This window comes from Undibacterium sp. CY21W, assembly GCF_014284265.1.
GTDB classification, from domain to species: domain Bacteria; phylum Pseudomonadota; class Gammaproteobacteria; order Burkholderiales; family Burkholderiaceae_D; genus Undibacterium; species Undibacterium aquatile.
The window spans coordinates 323,238-345,700 of the sequence record NZ_JACOGE010000004.1 but is presented as its reverse complement, the minus strand read 5'-3'; the positions used below and the strand labels follow the sequence as shown (position 1 = coordinate 345,700).

The following is a 22,463-nucleotide window of genomic DNA, read 5'->3' as shown; positions in this document are numbered from 1 at the left end:
GCCGCATCCCACAGAAGTCAGCAACACTTGCTTCACTGTTTCGATTTTTCTTTGGCGTCAACATCAATCGTGCTTTTATCTGCCACTTGCTGAGTCGCAGTGGATGATTTTTCTTCTTCACCTTTAACACCGTCTTTGAATCCTTTGACAGCCTTACCAAGATCAGCGCCAACGTTACCAAGTTTTTTGGTGCCGAAAACTAATATAACCACGACTAAAACGATTAGCCAGTGCCAGATACTGAATGAACCCATGTTTGACTCCCAGGAGAGCAATGCTCTCTAAAAAAATTAGCGTTGTCCGCGCCAAGGCTGCGGACCACCGATCAGATGCGTGTGCAGATGATACACTTCCTGCCCGCCATCCGGCCCTGTGTTAATCAGGGTTTTATAACCGCCCGATAAACTTCCATCTGCCATCACCGTTGGTGCACAACCATGCTCAATCGCAAGCTTAGGCACCAGCGCCAGCATTTTTCCCAGCAATTCCGTATGCTCTGACTGTGCGGAAGACAAGGTATCTATGTGCTTTTTTGGAATAATCAATAAGTGCACCGGTGCAGCAGGATGAATATCCTTAAACGCCAGTAAGCTCTCATCTTCATACACTATCGTTGATGGAATTTGCTTGGCAACAATTTTACAGAAGATACAATTATCCACGTTTATCCGATCAAATTAAACAAGGGAAGTAATTCTCAGAACCAAAGCCGCACGCCTTACTCCTGACGTGCTGCCTTTTCTTCGATACCGGAGATGCCCTCGCGCCTTGCCAGCTCATCTAATACTTGCTGAGGGCGCAAATCATACTGGGCCAACATGACAAGCGAATGAAACCATAAGTCAGCACATTCGTATAACACTTTGCTGGCATCACCTGAGACACGCGCATCTTTTGCGGCCATCACAGTTTCGGTTGCTTCTTCGCCGATTTTTTTCAAAATCGCATCGTCGCCTTTGGAAAACAAACGCGCGACATAAGATTTATCAGGGTCGCCGCCATTGGCCAGTTTGCGACTTTCAATAATCTCTGCCAAACGTTCCAGCACTTGTACTTGTGTACTCATTTATAAATACTCTCAGGGTCTTTCAATACCGGATCCACTGCCTGCCAATCACCTTCATTCAGGCTGCCTTCAAATTTCTGAAAAAAACAAGAATGACGCCCAGTGTGACAGGCAATGCTGTCTGCCTGCTCAACTTTAATCAGCACCACGTCCTGATCACAATCGAGACGGATTTCTTTTACTTTCTGCACATGACCGGACTCCTCGCCCTTATGCCATAACTTTTTACGTGAACGGCTCCAGTAAACGGCTTCGCCGATCTCAACTGTTTTGCTTAACGCATCGCGGTTCATCCAGGCGAACATCAACACGTCGTTACTACTCGCCTCTTGTGCGATCACGGGTACCAACCCCTGATCATCCCACTTCACTTTGTTTAACCACGTCGCGGCACTCATACCAACCTCATAGGAATATTTTGCGCTGCCATGAATTGCTTCGCTTCTCCGACCGTGTGATGGCCGTAATGGAAAATGCTGGCGGCCAATACCGCATCTGCACCACCGACTTTGATACCGTCAGCAAGATCCTGCAAACCACCGACACCACCAGAAGCGATTACCGGAATGGACACCGCGTCAGATACAGCACGGGTCAGGCCGAGATCAAAACCGGAACGGGTACCATCTTTATCCATGCTGGTCAGAAGAATTTCACCGGCACCAAGACGCGCCATATTTTGCGCCCACTCTACCGCATCCAAGCCAGTCGCATTGCGGCCGCCGTGGGTGAACACTTCCCATTTTCCCGGTGCGACATTCTTTGCATCAATCGCGACCACGATACATTGCGAGCCGTATTTATGCGCAGCATCTGCCACCAATTGCGGATTGGTCACCGCAGACGTATTGATGCCAACCTTGTCGGCACCCGCATTCAGCAAGCGTCGCACATCGGCAACAGTACGCACGCCGCCGCCAACCGTCAAAGGAATGAATACCTGAGATGCCACGGCTTCGATAATCGGCAGTATCAGATCACGCCCATCAGATGATGCGGTGATATCGAGGAAAGTAATTTCATCGGCACCCTGCGCATCGTAACGACGGGCGATCTCCACCGGATCACCGGCATCGCGCAACTCTTGAAAATTAATTCCTTTGACGACGCGACCTGCGGTCACATCCAGACAAGGAATAATGCGTTTAGCTAATGTCATTCAGCGTCTTCTTCATCCAAAAGCGGCTCACCACTGAGTTCGTCAGCGCGATCCTGTGCCGAGGCGAGATCCAGCGTGCCTTCGTAAATAGAGCGGCCACAAATGACGCCCTCAATACCTTCGTCCTGTACCGCACACAAGGCTTCCACGTCGGCGAGATTATGTACGCCGCCGGAAGCAATGACCGGAATGCTGACCGCCTGCGCCAGTCTGACTGTCGCTTCAATATTGACGCCGCCCATCATGCCATCACGACCGATGTCGGTATAGATAATGGATTCCACGCCGTAATCTTCAAATTTTTTCGCCAGATCAATCACTTCGTGACCGGATAATTTACTCCAGCCATCGGTTGCCACCTTACCGTCTTTAGCGTCAATGCCAACGATAATCTGACCGGGAAATGCGCTGCAGGCATCCGCCAGGAAGCCGGGGTTACGCACCGCTGCCGTGCCGATGATGATGTAAGACAGGCCGCCATCAAGATAGCGTTCGATGGTATCGAGGTCACGGATACCGCCGCCGAGCTGAACCGGGATCTCCTCAGTGCCGGTTTCTTCGGCATATTCACGCACCGCTTTCAGAATGGATTTCACCGCGCCTTCATTTTTTGGCTTACCGGCAAAAGCCCCATTCAGATCGACCAGATGCAGCCGACGCGCTCCTTGTTTCAGCCAGTGACGGGCAGTTTCAGCCGGGTCTTCGGAGAACACGGTGGCTTGTTCCATATCACCTTGTTTCAGGCGTACACAGTGACCATCTTTCAGGTCGATAGCAGGGATGAGCAACATGATGTAAAAGAAATTAAGGTGTCGGTATCAGACAAAAAAGGGACAAAAAAGAAACGAAAGTACAACAGAAAATCAGACTATCCGGCGCAGCAACAAAATCTTGCCCAAACAGTGACTCAAGGATTCCAGTGGACAAAGTTCTTATACAACTGCAAACCAGCATGCGCACTCTTTTCAGGGTGAAATTGCGTCGCAAAAATATTATCGCGGGCAACGGCACAGGCGAAAAACTGACCATAATCCGTCATACCCACAATATGCTCCGCATTGTCAGGCTGTGCATAATAGCTGTGCACAAAATAAAAATATTCCTGATCAGGTATATCTTGCCACAAAGCGTGAGGGCGGGATTGCTGCACACGATTCCAGCCCATCTGCGGCACTTTAAAACGCGAACCATCACCTTGCAGCTGACCATCCAGATCAAAGCGTACAACCTTGCCCGGCAATAGTCCCAGACCAGGCGTATTGCCTTCTTCACTCAGGTCAAACAACATTTGTTCGCCAACACACACGCCGAACAAGGGTTTGTTACGGCTGGCATTGAGTACAGCTTCCTGCACACCGGAATCACGCAGACTACTCATGCAGTCGGGCATCGCGCCCTGCCCTGGCAACACAATACGGTCAGCACTCTGAATATCGGCCACCTCGCCCGAAATCAGTACATTCGCTTCAGGTGCAACGGCACGCAGGGCTTGCGCTACTGAGCGCAAATTTCCCATACCGTAATCAACAACAACAATTTTATTCATAATGATCGCCCGACTGTCGCCGGGATCGGGATACGACTGACAATATTAAAGACAACCTTTGGTCGACGGAATCATACCGGCGGCACGCGGGTCCAGCTCGATGGCCATCCGTAATGCACGGCCAAACGCCTTGAACACGGTTTCGCATTGATGATGCGAATTATCGCCACGCAAATTATCGATATGCAGCGTAACCAATGCGTGATTCACGAAACCCTGAAAAAACTCACGCGTCAGATCAACGTCAAACTGACCTATCATCGCACGGGTGAACGGAATGTGATATTCCAGCCCGGGACGACCGGAAAAATCGACCACCACGCGTGACAATGCTTCATCCAGTGGCACGTAAGCATGGCCATAGCGACGGATGCCTTTTTTGTCGCCGACCGCCTGCGCAAATGCCTGACCCAGCGTAATACCGACATCTTCGACGGTATGGTGCGCATCGATGTGCAGATCGCCGACCGCTTCTATCTCAAGATCGATCAATCCGTGACGGGCAATCTGATCGAGCATGTGATCCAGAAACGGCACGCCGGTATTGAGCTTTTGCTGACCGGTGCCATCGAGGTTGATCGCGACGCGGATTTGCGTTTCATTGGTATTGCGGGATACCGCCGCAATGCGCGGCTGATATTCATTTTGCGTTGGCTTATTCATTTTGATGTCAGAGATGCTGCAAGCGCAGCCATAAAAAGAGCATTTTCTTCCTGAGTGCTGACGGTGATGCGCAGACAGTTCTCAAGCAGAGAGTGCATTTTACCTACATTTTTGACTAAAATTTTGTGATCCAACAATTTAGCAAAGACTTGTTCAGCATTCGCCACACGGATCAGCAGGAAATTCGCAGCGGAGGGGAAAACCTGCACGCCGGGCAAGGCACTTAATGCCATTGCCAATTGGCTACGCTGCGCGCGTAATTCGGCTGCCTGCGCATCCAGCACTTCGACCCGCTGCAAGACAAATTCTGCCGCCGCCTGCGTCAAGACATTGATATTGTATGGCGGGCGCACCTTTTCAAACTCATGCATCAGTGCGTTATTGCCAGCCATATAACCAAGACGGATGCCTGCCAGACCTAGTTTTGACACCGTGCGCATGACCACCAGATTATTGAATTCCGTCAGACGCGGCATGAAACTCGACGGCGCAAAAGGCTGATACGCTTCATCCACCACCACCACGCCGCTGTCGCCAACGGCATGCGTAATGGCAACGATATCGTCGGCATCATACAAAGTGCCGGTAGGATTATTCGGATACGCAAGATAAGTGATCGCCGGGCGATGTGTGCGGATGGCGGCCAGCATTGCGGCTGTATCGAGCGTCAGATCTGCCTGCAGCGGCACACCGATGAATTCCAGACTGGCAAATTTCGCTGACATCGCATACATCACAAATCCGGGCACCGGCGCCAGCACTTTCGCGCCCGGTTTGGCGCATGCCACCGAGATCATGGCGATCAGCTCGTCGGAACCATTGCCGAGCACGATCTCGCGATCAGCGGGCACGCCCAGCTTGTCGGCAATCAACTGCTTCAGGCTGGAATACGATGGCACCGGATAGCGATTCAGCGCCACCTGCGCCAGATGCTGCGCCAGCGCCTGCTGCATTTCCGCTGGCAACAGATAAGGATTTTCCATCGCATCGAGTTTCAGCAAACCTGCCGCATCGGGCACATGGTAAGCCGCTAAACTGCTGATTTCAGGGCGGATAATATCCGTGATACTCACTATATACTCCAGGCAGTATGTTCGATTAACACCAAAACATCCGCTATTTAATTAGGTTGTACGAGACGTTGTTCATATACTCCCCCAAAACTGCACGCCGGAGAGTTATACGGGATGCGCCTGAGCGAGGCGTTTTTGTATCATCTCGCAATAATCAGGATTCAGTTCAAAACCAACGAAATCGCGCCCGCAACGTTGTGCGGCGACAGCGGTGGTACCGCTGCCCATAAATGGATCAAGGACGACGCCGCCGGGTGGGCAGGATGCCTTGATCATGCGTTCGATAATTTCTAAGGGCTTTTGTGTCGGGTGCTCTTCACGCTCGGCGTGTTCACGATGCAGACGCGAAACACTCCACACATCTTTGGGATTAAAGCCCAGCTCCAGCCATTTGGCGCCTTCAAAAATCTTACGGCTGCGCGCTTTTTTGGTCGCCGCATCATACGGAATGCGGATCGCATCCAGATCAAAATAATAATCCCGCGCTTTGACAAAAAAACCGATGGTGTCATGCACAGAAGAATATTTACGTACCGTTCCGCCCATCGAAGGCACACGCCGGTCCCAAATGATTTCATTCATCATGCTCATGCGCTGTTTCAGCATCACGAACACTTCCGGCGAGTAACGCCAGGTCAGAAAAATATACAGACTTCCATTCACCTTGAGCTTGGGTAAGGCCAGATCGACCCACGCCGTCATCCAGTCAAGGTAGGCGGCGGCTTCCATTTTGTCGGAGTCGTTGCCGTAATCCTTGCCCAGGCCATACGGCGGATCGGCCAGCAACAAATCAACGCTGGCATCGGGCAGACGCGCCAGCCCTTGCAGCGCGTCCTCGCAAAATATCTGATTCCGCCAATCGGCTGCCATGCTAGGAATTCATGTCGAAAGTCACTTCAGGCGGAATTCGGCACTACGCGCATGGGCTTGCAAGCCTTCGCCATAAGCGAGCTCGGCAGCCACTTTGCCCAGTGTCTGCGCACCTAACTCACTGACATGGATCATGGATGAGCGTTTCTGGAAATCATACACACCCAGCGGCGACGAGAAACGCGCGGTGCGGGAAGTCGGCAACACATGATTCGGGCCCGCGCAATAATCGCCCAAGGCTTCCGACGAATAACGACCGAGGAACATCGCACCGGCGTGGCGGATTTTGTCCGCCCATTGCTGCGGCTGTTCAGCCGAAATTTCCAGATGTTCTGCGGCGATGCTATTCGCAATCGCACAGGCTTCGTCCATGTCGCGCACTTTAATCAGCGCACCGCGATTCGCCAGCGACGTGCGGATTACTTCGTGGCGCGGCATCTCTGGCAGCAAACGGGCGATGCTGGCCAGCACCGCTTCGATATACGCTGCATCGGGGCACAATAAAATCGACTGCGCGAGCTCATCATGTTCTGCCTGCGAAAATAAATCCATCGCAACCCAATCCGGATTCGTCGTGCCATCGCACAACACCAGAATTTCTGATGGACCAGCGATCATGTCGATACCGACCGTACCAAACACGCGGCGTTTTGCCGCCGCGACATAGGCGTTACCTGGCCCGACTATCTTATCGACTTGCGGAATCGTCGCGGTGCCATACGCCAGCGCACCGACTGCCTGCGCACCGCCGATGGTGAAGACTCTATCGACACCAGCAATCGCCGCCGCCGCCAACACCAGCGGATTCTTCACGCCATCCGGAGTCGGCACCACCATGATGATTTCCTGCACACCGGCAACCTTGGCTGGAATCGCATTCATCAATACCGAGGAAGGGTAAGCCGCCTTACCGCCTGGCACATAGATGCCGACGCGATCGAGTGGCGTGACCTTCTGACCAAGCACAGTGCCGTCTGCTTCGGTATAGCTGAAGCCTTCGGAGCCGCATTCTTTCTTTTGTATTTCGTGATACGCACGCACTCGCTGTGCTGCAGTTTTCAGCGCATGGCGACGTTCGGCACTGAGTGAATTCAGCGCATCCTGCATCTCTTGTTGCGACAATTCCAGCGCCGCCACACTGTCCGCACTGAGGCGGTCAAAACGATTGGTCGCGTCCAGCACAGCACGGTCACCTTGCGCTTTCACGCTGGCTAAAATTTGTGCGGCAGCACGATCAATCGCTTCATCTTCACTCGCTTCAAAAGCCAGCAAGGCAGAGAGCTTTGCGGAAAAATCTGCCTCAGTTGAGTCCAGCCGGGTAATCAGGGATGCGGGGGATGCCATGCTCATTCTCTTTAATTATGCTTTTAAACTGGTGGCGCGCTCGAAAGCTTCAAGTATCGGTTGCAAACGTTCACGCTTCAATTTCAATGCTGCCTGATTCACCACCAGACGCGAGGAAATATCCATGATGTGTTCGACTTCAACCAGATTATTCGCGCGCAGAGTGCTGCCGGTGCTAACCAGATCGACAATCGCATCCGACAGACCAACCAGCGGCGCGAGCTCCATAGAACCATACAGCTTGATCAGATCGACGTGCACACCTTTGCTGGCAAAATGCTCGCGTGCAGTTTCGGTGTACTTGGTAGCCACGCGCAGACGAGCGCCCTGATGTACAGCGCTCTGATAATCAAATCCGGTCGAGACTGCCACCGACATGCGGCATTTTGCAATGTTCAGATCGATAGGCTGATACAAACCTTCGCCACCATGTTCGTGCAACACGTCTTTACCGGCAACGCCGAAATCAGCGGCGCCATACTGCACATACGTCGGCACATCGGAAGCACGAACAATGATCACGCGCACACCCGGATCATTCGTTGCCAGAATCAGCTTACGGGATTTTTCCGGATCTTCGGTCACGCGAATACCGGCGGCTTCCAGCAAAGGCAGAGTTTCTTCAAAAATCCGCCCTTTGGATAAAGCCAGAGTGAGTTGTGCAGTCATTACTTGAGCCTTTGTATTTGTGCGCCGACCGCTGACAATTTCACTTCCATGCGGTCGTAACCACGATCGAGGTGATAAATCCGGTCTATCAGTGTTTCGCCTTCCGCTGCCATGCCGGCAATCACCAGAGAAGCTGAAGCGCGTAAATCGGTTGCCATGACTGGTGCACCGACCAGTTTATCGACGCCATTGATGATCGCTGTATGTCCATCGATTTCAATTTTTGCGCCAAGACGATTCATTTCCTGCACATGCATGAAACGATTTTCAAATATCGTTTCTGTGACGCGGCTACTACCAGACGCAACACAATCGAGCGCCATGAATTGCGCCTGCATATCGGTAGGGAAACCCGGGTATTCGGTGGTGCGGAAACTGACTGCCTTCGGACGGCTACTCATTTGCGCACGTATCCAGTCCGGGCCGGTCGTCAGAACGACGCCAGCTTCACGCAACTTATCGAGTGCCACATCAAGAATATCGCTGCGGGTATTTTTCAAGGTGATATCGCCACCGGTTGCCGCCACTGCACACAGGAAAGTCGCGGTTTCAATGCGATCCGCGATCACAGTATGGGCAGCGCCATGCAAACTATCGCAACCCTGTATCACCAGTCTATCAGTGCCTATGCCTTCGATCTTCGCTCCCATTGCCACCAGCAGATTCGCCAGATCGGTCACTTCCGGTTCACGCGCGGCGTTTTCCAGCACAGTCTCGCCTTCCGCCAGCGTCGCGGCCATCAACAGATTTTCGGTGCCAGTGACCGTAATCATATCGGTCACGATACGCGCACCTTTGAGGCGCTTGGCTTTGGCATGGATATAACCGGCCTCGATCGTGATCTCGGCACCCATCGCACGCAAGCCTTTGATATGCTGATCCACCGGACGCGAGCCAATCGCACAGCCGCCCGGCAATGAGACTTTCGCTTCACCGAAACGCGCCAGTAAAGGGCCGAGTACCAGTATCGAGGCACGCATGGTTTTCACCATGTCGTAAGGTGCTTCGAGTTTATCAATACCCTGCCCATTGAGCGTGGTGACGCCATTTTCCTGCGTGACGCGCAAACCCATCTGACGCAGCAATTTCAGCATGGTGTTGACATCCTGCAGCGATGGAACATTGCTCAGCACGACATCATCGGCACTCAGCAAACCTGCGCACAGAATCGGTAACGCGGCATTTTTTGCTCCGGAGATAACGATGTCTCCGTTCAGGCGGTGACCGCCGGTAATCAGTAACTTATCCATTATGCCTGGTACTCTTCAGGTGTCAGTGTTTTCATCGACAAAGCATGAATTTCTTCACGCATACGGTCGCCCAGAACCGCATAGACGATCTGGTGACGTTGTATCGGACGTTTGCCAGCGAATGCGGTGGAAACGATGACGGCATTAAAGTGCTGACCATCACCTTCAACTTCCAGATGGCTGCATTCAAGACCAGCAGCAATGTAGTTTTTAATTTGTTCAGGGGTAGGAAACACGGCGTATATCTCTTTCAAACTCAATTAGTAACACGCTGAAGGACTGATACCTGGCATCAATCAATCACGCAACTTATAACCACGCTTCAGCATCTGCACCGCAATCGCTGACAGTAAAACAAAGAAAACAGAAACAATCGCTAAACTATACAACGGTGCCACGTCTGATTTACCGAAGAAGCCAAACCGGAATCCATCGATCATGTAAAAGAATGGATTAAAGTGCGACACGGTTTGCCAGAACGGCGGCAAAGAATGTATCGAATAAAACACGCCGGATAAAAACGTCGCCGGCATGATTAAAAAATTCTGGAATGCAGCAAGCTGATCGAATTTTTCTGCCCAGATGCCGGCGATCAGTCCCATCGTTCCCAGCATCGCCGCGCCCAGCAACGCAAACAGAGCAATCCACCCTGGCGCTTCAAAATGCAGGTCAGTGAACCACACCGTCACAATAAACACACCCGCACCGACTGTGACACCACGTAATATCGCCGCCAGTACATAACCACCGAAAAGCTCCCAGTGCGATAAAGGCGGCAACAGTACAAACACCAGATTGCCGGTAATTTTCGACTGTATCAGTGACGACGATGAATTCGCAAAAGCATTTTGCAACACACTCATCATCACCAATCCTGGCACCAGAAACGCGGTGTAACGCACACCCGGATACACCTGCACATGAGCATCCAGCACATGTCCAAAAATCAGCAAATACAACAACGCGGTCATGATAGGTGCTGTGATCGTTTGCGTCGCGACTTTCCAGAAGCGCAGTACTTCTTTGTAAAAAAGGGTGTTAAAACCGGTCATATTACTCATTGCTTGCCCTCCATAATTTGCAGGAAGACATCTTCCAGATCGGCTTGCAACAATTGCATATCCTCAATCACACATCCACCCATGCGGAGCTCACCTAAGATTCCTTCAACCTGACCATAGTCGGTGACACGTAAAGCAAACTGACGTGGATCGGCCAGGGTTTCATGGCTGATAATCTTGTCGCGTAACGTTACAGGTAAAGTCGTATTACCGGATGCGGCCAGAGTTACCCGCAATTGCGATCCTGAGATACGCTTAATCAGCGCGGCAGTGCTATCGAGGGCAACAACCTTCCCCAATTTCAGCATTGCAATACGATTACAAAGAGCCTGCGCTTCTTCGAGATAATGTGTGGTCAGCACGATGGTGTGACCTTCGCGGTTCAGACGCGCAATGAATTGCCACAAAGTCTGACGCAATTCAACGTCAACGCCTGCAGTTGGCTCGTCAAGCACGATCACGGGCGGCTTGTGCACAAGCGCCTGCGCAACCAGCACGCGACGCTTCATGCCACCCGACAAAGCGCGCATATTGGTATCGGCCTTATTGGTCAGATCAAGGTTTTCCATAACCTCGTCTATCCATTTATCGTTGTTTCTGAGGCCGAAATAACCGGACTGCATACGCAAGGTTTCGCGTACAGTAAAAAATGGATCAAAAACTAATTCTTGCGGTACGACGCCCAGATTCCTGCGCGCATTCCTGTAGTCGCTGACAACGTCATGTCCTTGCACTGTAACGTGACCGGCATCGGCGCGGTTCAAGCCAGCGATGATAGAAATCAATGTCGTTTTACCCGCACCATTTGGGCCGAGCAGGCCGAAAAATTCGCCTTCTTCGATAGAAAGCGATACGCCGCCCAGAGCTTGCAAAGACTGGTAGCGTTTTTGAATATTACTAATTTGTATGGCGGCCATCTGGCATGCTTGCACTTACGTGCGTAAGAGAAATCGGATACGGAGAAAATCTAAGGGTTCACCCGCTGGGCGAACCCTTGATTATAGGGGATTTTCAGCGTGGAGGCTGAAACTGCGTGCAGGAAACCGACGCATTCCCGGGGTGAGCGTCAATGTCGCTCGGAGGATGGGGTAATAAACTGCTCACTCAGACCGTAAAGCCTGATCAGACTGATCAGGCTGGCTGGCAACGCATGAAATTGCAGAGTTTGTTTTTTTGCCAGCGCCTGTCGCTGCCATTCAATCATAACGGCAACGGCGGCAGAATCTATCCGCTCCAGACCAGACAAGTCGAAGTCGGACTGTCCCTGCGATATGGCAGCATTCCCTTCTGCCAGCGCGGTACGGGCATTCTTCTGAGAAAGTTCGCCTGCTAGTTTGTACACAATAAATCCTTTGTCAGACTTATTTGGATGCCGCTTTGATTGGTGCAGATGCGAGCTTTTTATTTTTTTCAGTCAAAGTTTTGATCAGACCATCAATGCCAGACTTGCTGATTTCAGCAGAAAAACTGCCTTTATATGTTTCGACCAGCCATGCACCCAGTACGTTGATGTCATAGATTTTCCAGCCTGCTGGCAATTTTTCAAGACGGTAATTTAACTGGATAGGCTCGCCACGGGTCTGAATAATCTGCGAACGGACTTCGACTTCCGTATCTTCCGGTGTTACTCCACGAAGCGGTTTAAATTCAACGCGTTGGTCTTTAATCTGAGCGATAGCACCAGAGTAAGTAAATACCAACAAAGTACGGAATTCGTTAATCAGTTGCTTTTGCTGTTCCGGTGTCGCATCTCTCCAGCTTTTACCTGCTGCCAGCGAAGTCATGCGCTGAAAATCGATGTAAGGCAAAATTTTGCTGTCGACCAGGTCATAAACACGCTTTTGATTGCCGGCCTGAATTTCTTTGTCCGCTTTCGCCAGATCAATAATTTCAAGACTGATGCGTTTGACCAACTGATCAGGCGCTTCCTGAGCAGCAGCTGCGGCAAAACCGGTGTTGGCAAATGCCAGAGTGGCAAACATCGTTAATAAAAATCGGGTCATGATTGTTTTCATTTCTTTATCCTTCATATCCATCTGATTGCGACGTCTGTGTCGCCAGTTAACTCATCGGGGTGTTGATGGGTTGACTGTTGTTATATTGTTTTACAAATCCCTGCGGGAATTAATCCTCGTCCGGAGCGATCTGACTGGCGCGACGCTGCAAATATGCATCACGGATAAACACATATTTATCCAGAGCTGCTTCTTCTATCAGCGAACCGGCATCCAGCACCGATGCACGGGCATCCACCAGACGCACAGCAGTACCGATATTGCGAACATAGACAGGCTCTTTATACGACCACAAATTACCTTTCATATCGACCGGCGTTGCCAACGCATCACGTACGGTAGACGAACCCAATAGTGGCAAAACCAGATAAGGCCCGGAACGGACACCCCAGCGACCCAGCGTCTGACCGAAATCTTCGCGGTGTTTAGGCAATCCTGCCGGCGAAGCGATATCAAGTAAACCAGCCAGACCAAATGTTGAGTTAAACGCAAAACGCATTACGTCGGAGCTACCTTCAGCAACTTTGCCTTGCAACAGATTGTTGACCGCATTCCAGACATCGCCGATATTGCTGAAAAAGTTACCGACACCGGTCTGAACAAACGATGGCGTCACATCGCGATACGTTTGCGCGACCGGTTTCAATACCGCCTGATCCAGCGAATCATTGAAATTGAACATTGCGCGATTAAACCCCTCAAGAGGATCGCGTGGATTTTTACCGATATTGGTTTTGGTACTGATCACGTCCAGCGTACGGTCTGCTTTGTCTTTGATTTTATCGACTGAGACGGTGCTACAACCTGTCAGCAACACAGTCATGCCCAGTACCAGTACGGCGCAAAAGCGCGCGTTTAGCTGCTTGAATGTATTTTTCATTTTTTCTCTTCCGCATTGCTGTCTGCGGCCTTACTGAAAAGAAACTGACTGATCAGATTTTCCAGAACGACCGCCGACTGCGTCATTTTTATCCTGTCACCGGCAACCAGATTCGCGGTGTCACCACCGGCTTCCAGGCCAATATATTGCTCACCCAATAATCCTGCCGTCAGAATCTTGGCAGATGTATCCTTCGGAAACTTATAGCGTGTTTCTAATTGCAGTATCACCGTTGCCTGAAAGGTTTTATCGTCAAATCTGACTTCCGAAACCCGTCCAACGACGACACCCGCACTTTTTACTGCTGCGCGTGGTTTCAATCCGCCGATATTGTCAAAACGCGTTACCACTTCATACGTTTTCTCTAGTGAAAGCGAACTCATATTGCCAGCTTTCAATGCCAGAAATAGTAAAGCGGCAGCACCAAGTAAAACAAAAAGTCCAACCCAGAAGTCCAGAGATTTTTTTTGCATCATCAATCCTTACCTATTTCAAACTCCCGTATATCAGGGAGTATCTGCATTTATTCTTAATTTGCCGTTTATTTAAAAAGACTTCCGCCGCACAGATCAACATACTCCCCCGGAGTATGTGCAAGGCCACGTTTATTGGAACATCCAGGCTGTCATCAGGAAATCCAGCCACAACACCAGCAAAGAGGAAATCACAACGGTACGCGTTGTTGCTCTGGCCACCCCTTCCGGTGTTGGCTGCGCTTCATAGCCCTGAAATAAAGCCACAAACGTCACAGCAAAACCAAAGACGATGCTTTTCAATACACCGTTACCGATATCCTGACCGATTTCCACACCGGCCTGCATCTGCGACCAGAACGCGCCGTTATCCACGCCGATCAACTGGACGCCAACGATATATCCGCCAATCACACCCATGGCATTGAAAATGGCAGTCAGAATCGGCAAGGAAATCAAACCAGCGATAAAACGTGGCGCTAATACCCGTTGTATCGGATTAACTGCCATCATTTCCATCGCAGCCAGTTGCTCACCCGCCTTCATCAGACCAATTTCTGCTGTCAGAGAAGTACCGGCCCGACCAGCAAATAACAAGGCAGCGACGACCGGACCAAGCTCACGCACCAGAGAAATTGTCACCAACAAACCAAGTGACTCACCTGAGCCGAAGCGGTTCAAGGTGTAATAGCCCTGATAACCCAGTACAAATCCAACAAACAAACCGGATACTGCAATAATGACCAGCGAATAATTACCGATGAAATGAATCTGATCGGTAATCAGGCGCGGCCGCCGCCACAAACCAAAGCCGCTGAACAAAATTGAGAAAAAGCTGCGCGTGGCATACCCCAGATCACTGGACATTCCGCGCGTCCACTTACCGACAGATTCAATGATCATAATGCCCCTTTCAGACCCAGATCATCCAGCAAAGTTTTGCCGGGATAATGGAAAGGTACGGGACCATCCGCCTGGGCATGTACAAACTGTCTGACATACGGATCTTCCGATGCCATCATCTGCTCAGGCGTGCCATCAGCCACGATTTTTCCCTGTGACAGGAAGTAAATGTAGTCTGCAATCGCAAACGACTCGTGAACATCGTGTGAGACCAGTATTGATGTAGACCCCAAGGCATCATTCAAGTTCCGGATCAGATTTGCAGCCACGCCCATAGAAATCGGATCAAGCCCAGCAAACGGCTCGTCGTACATCATTAGCTGCGGATCCAGAGCAACCGCCCGCGCAAGCGCAACCCGGCGCGCCATACCGCCGGAAATTTCTGCCGGCATCAGATATGCAGCATTTCTTAATCCTACTGCTTCGAGTTTGAGCATCACCAGGTCGCGTATCATCGCTTCGCTCAAATCCGTATGCTCGCGCATAGGAAAAGCAACATTATCAAAAACGCTCAGATCGGTGAATAATGCGCCGTGCTGAAACAACATACCCATTTTGCGCCGCATCGCATATAAATCGTCACTGGCAAGATCCTGCACGTGCTGACCATTGACGCTGACACTGCCACGCTGCGGACGAATTTGTCCGCCTATCAAACGCAGGATAGTGGTTTTACCGGAGCCGGAGCCCCCCATAACGGCAATCACTTTACCGCGCGGGAAGTCCATATGAAGTCCGGATAAAATTGTCCGTTCTCCATATCCGAAATGAACATCGCGAATTTCAACGAGATTTGACACAACGAGGGATTAAGTTTTGCAAAGGCTAGATTGTAATGCAGAACTGGAAATGAAGTTGTATCGGCAAGTATAAGCAAAAAAATAACAAATTAATTATTATTTGAAATAGAAAACAATTTTTGAATTAAATTCCGAAATAAAATTTAAATCGATATTTAATTCAAAATCGAGAATAAATTAAGACAAAAATTAATGAATTTGAAGTCATTAATTTTAAAAATTTGACTGGATTCATCAAAAAAACTGACTGATTTCTCCTTTTTCAAGAGAAATCAGTCGTTTTTATCAGCGTGGAAGGACGGACTCGCCCATCAGAAACGCATCTACTTCGCGCGCACATTGACGCCCTTCGCGAATAGCCCAGACCACTAATGACTGTCCGCGACGCATATCGCCTGCAGCATACACTTTAGGTACATTGGTTTTGTAGCAAGCGTCCCCCTCGGTGGTCGCCTTAGCATTGCCGCGCGCATCTTTATCAACACCAAACGCGTCCAGTACCTGCTGCACTGGTGAGACAAAGCCCATTGCCAGCAACACCAGATCGGCTTTCATTTCAAACTCGGAATCGGCCACTTCCTGCATTTTGCCGTCTTTCCATTCAACGCGACAGGCGATCAGTTTTTCAACTTTGCCGCCTTTGCCTTCAAGACGCTTGGTCGCAACCGCCCAGTCACGCTCGCAACCCTCTTCGTGAGAAGATGATGTACGCAACTTCGTTGGCCAGTATGGCCACACCAGAGGTTTATTTTCCTGCTCCGGCGGTTGTGGCATTAATTCAAATTGCGTCACAGATTTGGCGCCATGACGATTCGAGGTCCCGACGCAATCTGAACCAGTGTCACCACCACCGATGACAACCACATGCTTACCGGTCGCCAGAATCTGATCTTTCACTTTATCACCGGCATTGACCTTGTTTTGCACGGGCAAAAAGTCCATTGCAAAATGCACTCCTTTGAGTTCACGCCCTGGTACTGGCAGATCACGCGGAGTTTCTGCACCACCGGCAATAATCACCGCATCGAAATCTTTTTGCAGCTGTTCCGGTGACATCGTTTCTTTCGACCAGTTAGTCACTGTGGCAGGAAAATCTTTACCGACGAAGACGCCGGTACGGAAAGTAACGCCTTCCGCTTTCATTTGCTCGACACGACGATCAATATGGGATTTTTCCATTTTGAAGTCAGGAATACCGTAGCGCAATAAGCCACCGACACGGTCATTTTTTTCAAACACGGTGACATCGTGCCCGACACGTGCGAGTTGTTGTGCGGCCGCCAGCCCGGCAGGACCAGAGCCGACAACCGCAATTTTCTTACCGGTTTTAACGCTGGAAATCTGCGGCACTACCCAGTTATTTTCCCAGCCTTTATCGATGATGAAATGCTCAATCGATTTGATACCAACGGCATCATTATTGATACCCAAAGTACACGCGGATTCGCAAGGTGCCGGGCAGATGCGTCCGGTAAATTCCGGGAAATTATTGGTTGAATGCAGTACTTCCAGAGCTTGCTGATAATTTCCGTGATACACCAGATCATTCCAGTCAGGGATGATGTTATTCACAGGGCAACCGTTATTACAAAACGGAATGCCGCAATCCATGCAGCGCGCCGCTTGCGTCTTTGCCTGGGCATCGCCCAGATGGACTAAAAACTCTTTGTAGTGTTTTTTACGTGATTGTGGCGCTTCGCTTGCTTCCTGCAAGCGCTGATATTCCATGAAGCCGGTGACTTTACCCATTTTTTAACCTCAATATCGTTGCGGGCTGTTGCCCTATCTATCGTGAATCGCACAGGAGCAGGTACCCCGGCAAGGGGCACCTCATCTCAACTATGCAACGACTTTGTCTTTTTCATTGGCAGCGTTTCTGGCAGCGTACATTTCAGCCAGCGCACGTTTGTACTCGGTCGGGAATACTTTGACGAACTTAGCGCGGCTGCTTGCCCAGTTATCCAGCAAGTTACGGGCGCGGGTACTGCCGGTGTGTTTGAAATGACGCTCAATCAGCTGACGCAAAATCGCCTCATCGGTATCACCTTCACCGCCACGCAACATACTGTGCCAGATCGATTTATCGATTGAAGTCGCCTGAATATCGCCTGCCAGCACAGGTTCCAGGGTCACCATAGACATATTGCATTTACTTTCAAACGTCCCTTCCGGGTCATAAACATACGCAATACCACCAGACATACCGGCAGCAAAGTTACGTCCAGTATTGCCCAACACGACAACCGTACCGCCAGTCATGTATTCGCAACCATGATCGCCAGTTCCTTCCACCACAGTAACTGCGCCTGAATTACGTACAGCGAAACGTTCACCAGCGACGCCATTAATAAACGCCTCACCAGAGATCGCACCGTACAACACGGTGTTGCCGCAAATGATGTTATCGACGGCCCAGCCACGGAACTCGGTATTCGGACGAATGATGATGCGACCACCGGATAAACCTTTACCGACATAGTCATTGCCTTCACCGACCAGATCAAGCGTCACACCATGCGCGAGGAATGCGCCGGCAGATTGTCCTGCCGTTCCTTGCAACTGAATATGGATGGTGTCGTCAGGCAAGCCAGTGTGACCATATTTCTTCGCCACTTCACCGGACAGCATCGCACCGACAGTACGATTCAGATTTTTCACCGGAGAAATGAAGGAAACTTTCTCACCAGTTTCCAGCGCATGTTTTGCTTGCGCAATCAGTTTGTTATCAAGTGCTTTTTCGAGGCCATGATCCTGCACATCAACATGACGGACTGCTGCTCCATCGGCCAGTTCTGGCTGATGGAAGATACGGCTGAAGTCCAGACCTTTGGCTTTCCAGTGCGATACGGCTTTGGATTTATCCAACAGGTCAACCCGCCCGATCAGCTCATCGTAAGTACGCACACCCAGTTGCGCCATGATCTGACGTAATTCTTCCGCAACAAAGAAGAAATAGTTCACGACATATTCAGGCTTACCTGAGAATTTCGCCCGCAGTACCGGATCTTGTGTTGCGACGCCGACCGGGCAGGTATTCAGGTGACACTTACGCATCATGATGCAACCTTCCACAACCAGCGGCGCAGTTGCGAATCCGATTTCGTCTGCACCCAGCATCGCAGCTATTGCAACGTCACGCCCGGTTTTCATCTGACCGTCTGCCTGTACGCGAACACGTCCACGCAAGCCGTTGAGTACCAGCGTTTGCTGGGTTTCGGACAAGCCGAGTTCCCACGGTGTGCCAGCATGTTTGATCGATGACAACGGTGAAGCGCCGGTACCACCATCGTGACCTGCGATCACCAGATGATCTGCCTTGGCTTTCGACACACCAGCGGCAATCGTACCGACACCCACTTCAGATACCAGCTTGACGGAAATCGATGCATGCGGATTGACGTTTTTCAGGTCATGAATCAACTGCGCCAGATCTTCAATCGAGTAAATATCATGGTGCGGAGGCGGAGAAATCAAGCCCACGCCTGGTACTGAGAAGCGCAATTTCGCAATGTACTCAGATACTTTATGACCAGGTAACTGCCCGCCTTCACCCGGCTTCGCACCTTGCGCCATCTTGATCTGTATCTGATCAGCCGATGTCAGGTATTCCGCAGTCACACCAAAACGACCGGATGCGACCTGTTTAATACGGGAGCGCAGGGAGTCGCCATCCTGCAAAGGGATATCCACTTCTATCTGTTCTTTACCAATCACCGAAGCGAGTGTTGCACCCTGCTTGATAGGTATTCCTTTGAGCTCTTGCTGATAACGCGCCGGGTCTTCACCGCCCTCGCCGGTATTTGATTTGCCGCCGATGCGGTTCATCGCCACCGCCAATGTTGCATGCGCCTCGGTGCTGATGGAACCAAGAGACATCGCCCCAGTCGCAAAACGTTTAACGATTTCTTTTGCTGGCTCGACCTGCTCCACAGGAATCGCTTTGGATGGGTCTATTTTGAATTCGAACAGGCCACGTAAAGTCATGTGGCGTTTCGACTGATCATTGATGATCTGCGCGTACTCTTTGTACGAATTGTAGTTATTCGCGCGGGTCGAGTGCTGCAGTTTTGCAATCGCATCCGGCGTCCACATATGGTCTTCACCACGGACACGGTACGCATATTCACCACCGGCATCGAGTGCATTGGCTAATACCGGATCTTTGCCAAACGCCAGTTTATGCAGGCGCAGTGCTTCTTCTGCCACTTCAAAAACACCGATGCCTTCTACATTGGACGCTGTGCCTTTGAAGTATTTATCCACCAGAGATTTATTCAGACCGATGGCTTCAAAAATCTGCGCACCGCAGTAAGACATATAGGTAGAGATGCCCATTTTGGACATCACTTTCATCAAACCCTTACCAATCGCTTTGGTGTAGTTGTAAATGGCTTTTTCTGCCGATAAATCGCCGGAGAAATCTTTCGCCATATCTGCCAGCGTCTGCATCGCCAGATACGGATGTACCGCTTCTGCACCATATCCAGCAAGCAGCGCAAAGTGGTGTGTTTCGCGTGCCGAGCCGGTTTCAACGACCAGACCGGTCGTCGTACGCAAGCCCTTGCTGACCAAGTGCTGATGAACGGTAGAAGTTGCCAGCAATGCTGGAATCGCCACGAAATCAGCGTTCATTTTGCGGTCGGTGATGATCATGATGTTATGACCGGATTTCACCGCATCGACCACTTCTGCGCAGATGGAAGCGAGACGCGCTTCAATACCATCTTTCCCCCAGGCGATCGGGTAGCAGATATCCAGTTCATACGATTTGAACTTACCACCGGTATTTGCGCTGATGTTGCGCAATTTGGCGATATCTGCGAAATCCAATACCGGCTGCGAAACTTCTAAACGCATCGGAGGATTGATGTTATTCGTATCGAGTAAATTAGGCTTCGGCCCGATAAACGATACCAGCGACATCACCATTGCTTCGCGGATAGGATCAATCGGCGGATTCGTTACCTGAGCAAACAACTGTTTGAAATAGTTATAGAGCGGCTTGAGCTTGTTCGACATCACGGCCAATGAGGAATCGTTCCCCATAGAACCGATTGCCTCTTCACCATTGGTCGCCATCGGTGCCATGAGGAACTTAATATCTTCCTGTGTATAACCAAAGGCTTGCTGGCGATCCAGCAAAGTTGCCGCTTCCGGCGCGACGTCCAGCTCAGCATTCAGGCTGCTGAGTTTAATGCGGACAGATTGTATCCACTGCTTATAGGGTTTCGCGTTGGCGTAGGTATCTTTGATTTCTTTGTCGTCGATAATGCGACCCGCTTCCAGATCGATCAGGAACATTTTTCCTGGCTGCAAACGCCACTTCTGAATAATTTTTGATTCAGGAATAGGCAATACGCCGGATTCCGACGCCATCACCACCAGATCATCGTCAGTCACGATATAACGCGCAGGACGCAGACCATTACGATCCAGCGTACCGCCAATCTGACGGCCATCAGTAAACGCCATCGCGGCAGGGCCATCCCATGGTTCCATCATCGCAGCGTGGTATTCGTAGAATGCGCGGCGATTGTCGTCCATCAGAGTGTGATTTTCCCATGCTTCAGGAATCATCATCATCATTGCCTGCGCGATCGGATACCCTGCCATGACCAGCAATTCAAGCGCGTTATCAAAGCTCGCGGTATCGGATTGACCTTCGAAAATCAACGGGTAGAGCTTTTGCAAATCATCGCCCAGTACCGCAGATTTCATTACACCTTCACGCGCACGCATCCAGTTGAAGTTACCTTTGACGGTATTGATTTCGCCATTGTGCGCAATCATGCGGTATGGGTGAGCCAGTGGCCATTCCGGGAAAGTGTTGGTAGAAAACCGTTGATGCACCAGAGCCAGCGCAGAAACACAGCGCTCATCTTGCAAATCTTTGTAATAAACGCCAACCTGATCTGCCAACAACAGACCTTTGTACACTATCGTACGTGCCGACATCGACGGTACAAAATATTCTTTACCATGCAGCAAATGTAATGCTTCAATCGCATGTACGGCAGATTTACGGATCACGTACAGCTTACGCTCGAGCGCATCAGTCACCATGATGTCCGCGCCACGTCCGATGAATATCTGGCGAATCACAGGCTCTTTGTCACGCACTGTTGGCGACATCGGCATCTCGCGATCTACCGGAACATCGCGCCAGCCCAGAACAACCTGGCCTTCTGCTCGGACTGCGCGCTCGATTTCCTGCTCACAGGCCAGACGGGACGCATGCTCTTTTGGCAAAAAGATCATACCAACACCATACTCACCTGGCGGCGGCAACTGGATGTTCTGCTTTGCCATCTCTTCACGATAATACTGGTCAGGAATCTGAATCAGGATACCGGCACCATCGCCCATCAAAGGATCGGCACCGACAGCACCGCGGTGATCGAGATTTTTCAGGATCAGCAAACCCTGTTCGACGATAGCGTGATTTTTCTTGCCTTTAATGTGTGCAATAAAACCGACGCCACAGGCATCATGTTCATTGGATGGGTCGTATAAACCTTGGGCATGCATAGCGATCTCCAGATGGAAAAATTGAAAGTCTGGTGATGAGAATAGTGCAGCGCAAAAGAAAGTTCAATCTAAATAATTAGGGTCAGAGACGAATAAAATAAGAATTAAATTACCCTATTTTTTAATAGGGTCAGAGTTATTTAATTCGAACTTTTGTCTTAAT

At 50.5% G+C, this 22,463-nt stretch carries 24 protein-coding genes; all 24 read right to left on the bottom strand.

The genetic code is table 11. The features are described 5' to 3' along the window. Positions 1-32: 32 nt before the first annotated feature. The 24 genes from tatA to H8K29_RS11800 all read right to left on the bottom strand — a co-directional run bounded on the left by tatA (position 33) and on the right by H8K29_RS11800 (position 22,300). A complete protein-coding gene (gene tatA, locus H8K29_RS11915; protein ID WP_186884516.1) occupies positions 33-254 on the bottom strand; it encodes a Sec-independent protein translocase subunit TatA in 222 nt (73 codons plus the stop codon). Between the two features lie 36 nt (positions 255-290). Continuing rightward, positions 291-662, bottom strand: coding sequence for a histidine triad nucleotide-binding protein (locus H8K29_RS11910; protein ID WP_186897759.1), 372 nt, complete (start codon positions 660-662; stop codon positions 291-293). Between the two features lie 56 nt (positions 663-718). Continuing rightward, a complete protein-coding gene (locus H8K29_RS11905) occupies positions 719-1,066 on the bottom strand; it encodes a phosphoribosyl-ATP diphosphatase (RefSeq protein WP_186884514.1) in 348 nt (115 codons plus the stop codon). After that, on the bottom strand, positions 1,063-1,464 hold the full coding sequence (hisI, locus tag H8K29_RS11900; RefSeq protein WP_186884513.1) for a phosphoribosyl-AMP cyclohydrolase: 402 nt from the start codon (positions 1,462-1,464) through the stop codon (positions 1,063-1,065). Before hisI ends, H8K29_RS11905 begins: the two co-directional genes overlap by 4 nt. Next, positions 1,461-2,225, bottom strand: coding sequence for an imidazole glycerol phosphate synthase subunit HisF (gene hisF, locus H8K29_RS11895; RefSeq protein ID WP_186884512.1), 765 nt, complete (start codon positions 2,223-2,225; stop codon positions 1,461-1,463). The genes hisI and hisF overlap by 4 nt, the downstream gene beginning before the upstream one ends. After that, entirely contained in the window at positions 2,222-3,016 is a 795-nt protein-coding gene (hisA, locus tag H8K29_RS11890; protein ID WP_186897758.1) for a 1-(5-phosphoribosyl)-5-[(5-phosphoribosylamino)methylideneamino]imidazole-4-carboxamide isomerase, read from the bottom strand. Before hisA ends, hisF begins: the two co-directional genes overlap by 4 nt. A gap of 116 nt (positions 3,017-3,132) precedes the next feature. Beyond that, on the bottom strand, positions 3,133-3,771 hold the full coding sequence (gene hisH / locus H8K29_RS11885) for an imidazole glycerol phosphate synthase subunit HisH (protein WP_186897757.1): 639 nt from the start codon (positions 3,769-3,771) through the stop codon (positions 3,133-3,135). A 45-nt stretch (positions 3,772-3,816) separates the two neighbouring features. Then, positions 3,817-4,434 (bottom strand): imidazoleglycerol-phosphate dehydratase HisB, encoded by a 618-nt coding sequence (hisB, locus tag H8K29_RS11880; RefSeq protein WP_186897756.1) that lies wholly within the window; start codon positions 4,432-4,434, stop codon positions 3,817-3,819. After that, positions 4,431-5,510, bottom strand: coding sequence for a histidinol-phosphate transaminase (hisC, locus tag H8K29_RS11875; protein ID WP_186897834.1), 1,080 nt, complete (start codon positions 5,508-5,510; stop codon positions 4,431-4,433). The genes hisB and hisC overlap by 4 nt, the downstream gene beginning before the upstream one ends. 102 nt (positions 5,511-5,612) lie before the next feature. Beyond that, entirely contained in the window at positions 5,613-6,377 is a 765-nt protein-coding gene (locus H8K29_RS11870) for a site-specific DNA-methyltransferase (RefSeq protein WP_186897755.1), read from the bottom strand. Positions 6,378-6,398: 21 nt separating this feature from the next. After that, positions 6,399-7,721, bottom strand: coding sequence for a histidinol dehydrogenase (hisD, locus tag H8K29_RS11865; RefSeq protein ID WP_370527178.1), 1,323 nt, complete (start codon positions 7,719-7,721; stop codon positions 6,399-6,401). 15 nt (positions 7,722-7,736) lie between these two features. After that, entirely contained in the window at positions 7,737-8,390 is a 654-nt protein-coding gene (gene hisG, locus H8K29_RS11860) for an ATP phosphoribosyltransferase (RefSeq protein ID WP_186897753.1), read from the bottom strand. After that, on the bottom strand, positions 8,390-9,640 hold the full coding sequence (murA, locus tag H8K29_RS11855; RefSeq protein WP_186897752.1) for a UDP-N-acetylglucosamine 1-carboxyvinyltransferase: 1,251 nt from the start codon (positions 9,638-9,640) through the stop codon (positions 8,390-8,392). The genes hisG and murA overlap by 1 nt, the downstream gene beginning before the upstream one ends. After that, positions 9,640-9,876 (bottom strand): BolA family protein, encoded by a 237-nt coding sequence (locus H8K29_RS11850; protein WP_186884504.1) that lies wholly within the window; start codon positions 9,874-9,876, stop codon positions 9,640-9,642. The genes murA and H8K29_RS11850 overlap by 1 nt, the downstream gene beginning before the upstream one ends. Positions 9,877-9,936: 60 nt before the next feature. After that, the gene (locus H8K29_RS11845; RefSeq protein ID WP_186884613.1) at positions 9,937-10,692 is read right to left on the bottom strand and encodes an ABC transporter permease; all 756 of its coding nucleotides are present in this window, start codon (positions 10,690-10,692) and stop codon (positions 9,937-9,939) included. Between the two features lie 5 nt (positions 10,693-10,697). After that, on the bottom strand, positions 10,698-11,618 hold the full coding sequence (locus H8K29_RS11840; protein WP_186897751.1) for an ABC transporter ATP-binding protein: 921 nt from the start codon (positions 11,616-11,618) through the stop codon (positions 10,698-10,700). Positions 11,619-11,767: 149 nt separating this feature from the next. After that, entirely contained in the window at positions 11,768-12,046 is a 279-nt protein-coding gene (locus tag H8K29_RS11835; RefSeq protein ID WP_370527183.1) for a lipid asymmetry maintenance protein MlaB, read from the bottom strand. 16 nt (positions 12,047-12,062) lie between these two features. Then, positions 12,063-12,716 carry a phospholipid-binding protein MlaC gene (locus H8K29_RS11830; RefSeq protein WP_186897750.1) on the bottom strand — a complete coding sequence of 218 codons (654 nt, stop codon included), beginning with the start codon at positions 12,714-12,716 and terminating at the stop codon, positions 12,063-12,065. Between the two features lie 109 nt (positions 12,717-12,825). Then, a complete protein-coding gene (locus H8K29_RS11825) occupies positions 12,826-13,596 on the bottom strand; it encodes a VacJ family lipoprotein (RefSeq protein WP_370527177.1) in 771 nt (256 codons plus the stop codon). Next, positions 13,593-14,069, bottom strand: a complete 477-nt coding sequence (mlaD, locus tag H8K29_RS11820; RefSeq protein WP_186884500.1) for an outer membrane lipid asymmetry maintenance protein MlaD — start codon at positions 14,067-14,069, stop codon at positions 13,593-13,595. Before mlaD ends, H8K29_RS11825 begins: the two co-directional genes overlap by 4 nt. A gap of 132 nt (positions 14,070-14,201) precedes the next feature. Further along, positions 14,202-14,972 (bottom strand): lipid asymmetry maintenance ABC transporter permease subunit MlaE, encoded by a 771-nt coding sequence (gene mlaE, locus H8K29_RS11815; protein WP_222610808.1) that lies wholly within the window; start codon positions 14,970-14,972, stop codon positions 14,202-14,204. Beyond that, on the bottom strand, positions 14,969-15,772 hold the full coding sequence (locus H8K29_RS11810) for an ABC transporter ATP-binding protein (protein WP_186884499.1): 804 nt from the start codon (positions 15,770-15,772) through the stop codon (positions 14,969-14,971). Before H8K29_RS11810 ends, mlaE begins: the two co-directional genes overlap by 4 nt. 285 nt (positions 15,773-16,057) lie before the next feature. Continuing rightward, complete coding sequence (locus H8K29_RS11805) at positions 16,058-17,521, bottom strand: glutamate synthase subunit beta (protein ID WP_186897749.1); 1,464 nt, start codon at positions 17,519-17,521, stop codon at positions 16,058-16,060. A gap of 90 nt (positions 17,522-17,611) precedes the next feature. After that, complete coding sequence (locus tag H8K29_RS11800) at positions 17,612-22,300, bottom strand: glutamate synthase-related protein (protein ID WP_186897748.1); 4,689 nt, start codon at positions 22,298-22,300, stop codon at positions 17,612-17,614. Positions 22,301-22,463: the final 163 nt, after the last annotated feature.